The sequence below is a fragment of the Paenibacillus cremeus genome (assembly GCF_007786445.1).
GTDB classification, from domain to species: Bacteria; Bacillota; Bacilli; order Paenibacillales; family NBRC-103111; genus Paenibacillus_G; species Paenibacillus_G cremeus.
Window position 1 is genome coordinate 1 of the sequence record NZ_VNJI01000107.1, and the last position, 3,701, is coordinate 3,701.

General features: G+C 43.5%; 3 protein-coding genes and 3 pseudogenes. 2 read left to right on the forward strand and 4 right to left on the reverse strand.

Going from position 1 to position 3,701, the window contains the following annotated elements:
- From FPZ49_RS34820 to FPZ49_RS36300, 3 genes and pseudogenes are all read right to left on the reverse strand, one after another.
- Positions 1-530: pseudogene (locus tag FPZ49_RS34820) on the reverse strand (transposase); the annotation flags it as partial.
- Positions 531-704: 174 nt separating this feature from the next.
- A complete protein-coding gene (locus tag FPZ49_RS34825) occupies positions 705-902 on the reverse strand; it encodes a hypothetical protein (RefSeq protein WP_144855320.1) in 198 nt (65 codons plus the stop codon).
- A gap of 2 nt (positions 903-904) precedes the next feature.
- Positions 905-1,066 (reverse strand): hypothetical protein, encoded by a 162-nt coding sequence (locus tag FPZ49_RS36300; RefSeq protein WP_186446293.1) that lies wholly within the window; start codon positions 1,064-1,066, stop codon positions 905-907.
- Between the two features lie 693 nt (positions 1,067-1,759).
- On the opposite strand from FPZ49_RS36300, the gene FPZ49_RS34830 reads away from it, so the two are divergent.
- On the forward strand, positions 1,760-2,584 hold the full coding sequence (locus FPZ49_RS34830) for a hypothetical protein (protein ID WP_144855322.1): 825 nt from the start codon (positions 1,760-1,762) through the stop codon (positions 2,582-2,584).
- Between the two features lie 179 nt (positions 2,585-2,763).
- Here FPZ49_RS34830 and FPZ49_RS37855 read toward each other — a convergent pair.
- Positions 2,764-3,197, reverse strand: a pseudogene (locus FPZ49_RS37855) (DUF6526 family protein).
- 168 nt (positions 3,198-3,365) lie between these two features.
- On the opposite strand from FPZ49_RS37855, the pseudogene FPZ49_RS37860 reads away from it, so the two are divergent.
- Positions 3,366-3,509: pseudogene (locus tag FPZ49_RS37860) on the forward strand (SLC13 family permease); the annotation flags it as partial.
- Positions 3,510-3,701: the final 192 nt, after the last annotated feature.

The following is a 3,701-nucleotide window of genomic DNA, read 5'->3' on the forward strand; positions in this document are numbered from 1 at the left end:
AATGGCGGCATTGAGTTCATCCAAATAGTCCCGTGTGTTTTGCTGCACTTGCTCTTTGGTGTGCTTATGCTTGTTGGCGTTGGCTTTTACATGTGTCGAATCCGAAATTAAGACACGACCACCGACCATGCGGTGAGAGATCGCTTGAAGCACAATCTCATCAGAGATATCTTGAAAAATCGATGTGTCTTTAAATCGTGTTCGTCTGTTCCAATTAATCGTGGTATGGTCTGGGACGCGATCTGTTAACCCAAGCCCTAGAAACCATCGGTTGGCAAGGTTTGTCTGAATTTCGCGCTCCAACTGCCGCTCTGAACGAATCCCGTAAAAGTAACCAAGAAAAATCATTTTGAAAAGAACAAGAGGATCAATAGCGGGCCGACCATTGTCCTGGGAATAAAGATGACGAACTTTCTCATCAATGAAAGTGAAGTCAATGTGCTTATCAATCTTTCGAAGTAAGTGATCGGCAGGACCTCGATGGAGACCAACTCGTAATTTTGTTGTTTATCGCGGCTAGAGCGAAGCATAACAAGCACCATCCGTTCGTAAGTAGTAACTCAATTATATCATATTAACGCGGTGTCGTGTTAAATTATATGGTTATAAAAAAGACTATCGAGAGACTTTCTCGACAGCCTGAGGGCGACTTTTTGCCGCCCCTTTTGGATTTGTAGACCTATGGTCATACGGGTTGGACGCACTTATCTCATGCGTCTAAAAACCTTAGCCCGATCTTCGTTATATCTCTCCTCATACGTAAGTTGGCTTCGTCTTTCTTTCTCTTGCCTATACTTCTCTTCGTATTTTTCGTGGTTAACAAGCTTGTCCACGAAGGTATAGGCGCCTTCGGCTAACGTAGCTTCTCTTCCATATCTAAGCATTTTATAAAAATAATTCATGCTCAGTCGCACCTCCCTTCATCGGCGTTTTCAACTTTTTTTGCTTCTCGTTCTAATCTCTGCTCAACTTTCACTACCCATTGGTGCATCTCTTTCCACGCTTTTAGGCTCATTCCTGGATTCGTTTTCCACGCTTCCGATCTCATGATTGTTTCGTCGTCCATCCAATTGCCTTCTCTCATTGGGAAGTATAGCTAACGCAGGACCAAGATGTTTGAATGCTGCTTTCCAAAACAGTTCCGAGGGAGGCTGCTTAAGTGGTTTATCTGGTCTCATTGATCCGATTATTACCCCTTTTCCCGGCATTCTCTACGCCTTCATTAGATCGTTACGCAAAACGCGGCTTACTACCACGGTCATTCCCATTTTGGACGAGTCTCTTACTGACTAAACGTCATTCGCGGCAATTCGGCAAACCGATTGATGAGATTCAAATCTGTATAAACCACACACATTGTGTATATATACCCCAGAAATGGGAACAAAGGTACGAATTTTATCTTATTTTAGGTTATGTTAACGCTTAATGTTGATTTACAACAAAAAAACGTCCCCTAATTAGGACGCAGGATAGATTTGGTTTAACATTTTATAAGTGACGAATACGTTTCATTTCAGCTAGATTAACTGGGTTATAGGGTCACCGGGTTGATGACGGTCTGTGGGATGAAAGAAGATTGGCATACTTCGTATTATAAAAATCAACGTCACCTTTCGTTTATGCTAATGAACATATTTTTCATCACTGCAAGGACTACTTGGGCACACACAAAGCCTTATTTATTTTACTTATCCGTTCCTGAGACAGGATTCCTAAGTGCGGTTAGCAAACGTTTAAAGAACGAGGTGATGAGCCAATGCATAACGATTTCGAGTTAATTTACGCCCCAAAAGAGGTACACCAACGGCTCAGGATCGCGGACTCGACGTTCCGCAAGTGGGCGAACGCCCTGAAAGCCGAGGGTTACGAGTTCAAGAAGGAAGAATCGGGGAACCGTCTTTTCGTTCAGCGAGACATTGAGGTTTTCGAAATTTTGAAACAGCGCCTCGATACCGGGCAGAATCTGAAGAACGCCGCAAGTGCAACAATGATGCAAGTTCAAGCGGCTGCTGCAAGCGCAACAACGGTAGCCGTTCCTGAGCTTCTTCCATCCTCTGGACGTTCTTTAGACGTTCTTCAAGACAACTTTACCGAAACGCTCCTTACCGCGATCGAAGAACGGGTGCAGAACGCGGTTCAAAACGCCATTTTACCGCTCGCGGCGCAAGTTGCGCAACTAACGGAAGAGAACCGACAGTTAGCTGAAGAAAACAGGGAGCATCAGAAGATTCAGAATATGCTTTCGCCGGCGATTTCGGAGCTAACGGCCCAAGTTGCGCAGCTAACGGAAGAGAACCGGCAACTGTCGGAAGAAAGCAGAGAGCACCGGAGGATGCTGCCGCCGGCAACGGATCCAAAAGCTGAGCGCACCGAACGAACCAACGAATATTTGACGATCCGCCGGGTCACGATCGCGCTCGAGCAAGAGGCGTTGGAGGCATGGGCGAAACTGCCGAAAAAGGAACGGACGAAGAGTGTCGGGCTATTCGGATCTGAAGAGGATCAGGATAAACGTGACTGGTTTGTGAAGGATTACTGCGACCGGTATTTTGAGGATCGGCTGCGCCAGGAGTTCTCTTAATTTCAATGAAAATACCAAAGCAAGAGCATCCATACGATTAAAAAGGAAAGGCAACCGGTCTAAGGACTGATTGCCTGTTTACATTTTACTTTATATGAACGAGCTTTATTGCTTTAATCCCATAATGTTTTTATCGGGATCGGTAATATAAATTGTATGGTAATCTCTTTGCATGTTTCTTACACGCGAAGATAATCCGCCCTCCAATTCTTGACTGCACGTTTAATGTCTTTTGGCGATAAGTTTTCAAGGACAGTTCGTTGCATAATGCGACAAATTCTTCGTCGCTCGCAAAACGTAGTGCAAATATTTGAGGCAATGATAACGTAGAATCGAGTAGTTTCCCAGTAAGTCGATAATAGCGGAAATTTTCTTCCATTCGAATCACTCGATTTTGGACGGTCAGACCGTAAAATCTTGCACTAATAGAGGTGACAATGAAAAGCACGCTTAAAATAAGAGTGAAAATCGAAAACCAAACACTCCCATGATGATGAATCACACGGATGAACTGTACAATGGAACCAATCAGAATGATTAGACAAAGAGGTATTCCAATATAATGATAAAGCGAATAGAACCTGATATGATTCCGGTAATTTTGTTCTTTCAACTGAAATCACTCCTTTTTACTATTCGTATTTCGTCGGTCGTAATTCATTCCATAAAATGAACAAGGGAATCTATTTCCGGGGTCATGTCATAGAAAAACAGAAAACGCGACAAATCGAAAGCCTTCCAGATGGAACTCTCCATCTTCCCCAGATAACTGAGCCCAACACTTTGCGTTAATCCCGTACCTTTTCTTATCACACAAATCTTTGCTTCAAATATCGGAGGCACCGCTACTCTCATCGGAGATCCACCGAATATCATGATCGGCAGCGCAGTTAAAGAGCTAACTTTCATGGCGTTTATTAATAACTCAACTTTCGCAGCTCGAAATTGTAGTTTAAACCTTGCATCATGCGGCTTCTGAGCATAAAAATCAGTTAATTGACAAAAAAACACCTTTCGTTTGGTAAAATGGAAATTGACTAGATCCCCATTCCAAACAGAAAGGTGCATACCATTATGTTACACCAGAAATCTCTGTCTGAAAAGGGCGTTGACCGCC

Bases quoted from the DNA above. Each gene is read 5' to 3' on its own strand.
- FPZ49_RS34825 (WP_144855320.1), bottom strand. From the start codon at position 902: ATGAATTATTTTTATAAAATGCTTAGATATGGAAGAGAAGCTACGTTA.
- FPZ49_RS36300 (WP_186446293.1), bottom strand. From the start codon at position 1,066: ATGGACGACGAAACAATCATGAGATCGGAAGCGTGGAAAACGAATCCA.
- FPZ49_RS34830 (WP_144855322.1), top strand. From the start codon at position 1,760: ATGCATAACGATTTCGAGTTAATTTACGCCCCAAAAGAGGTACACCAA.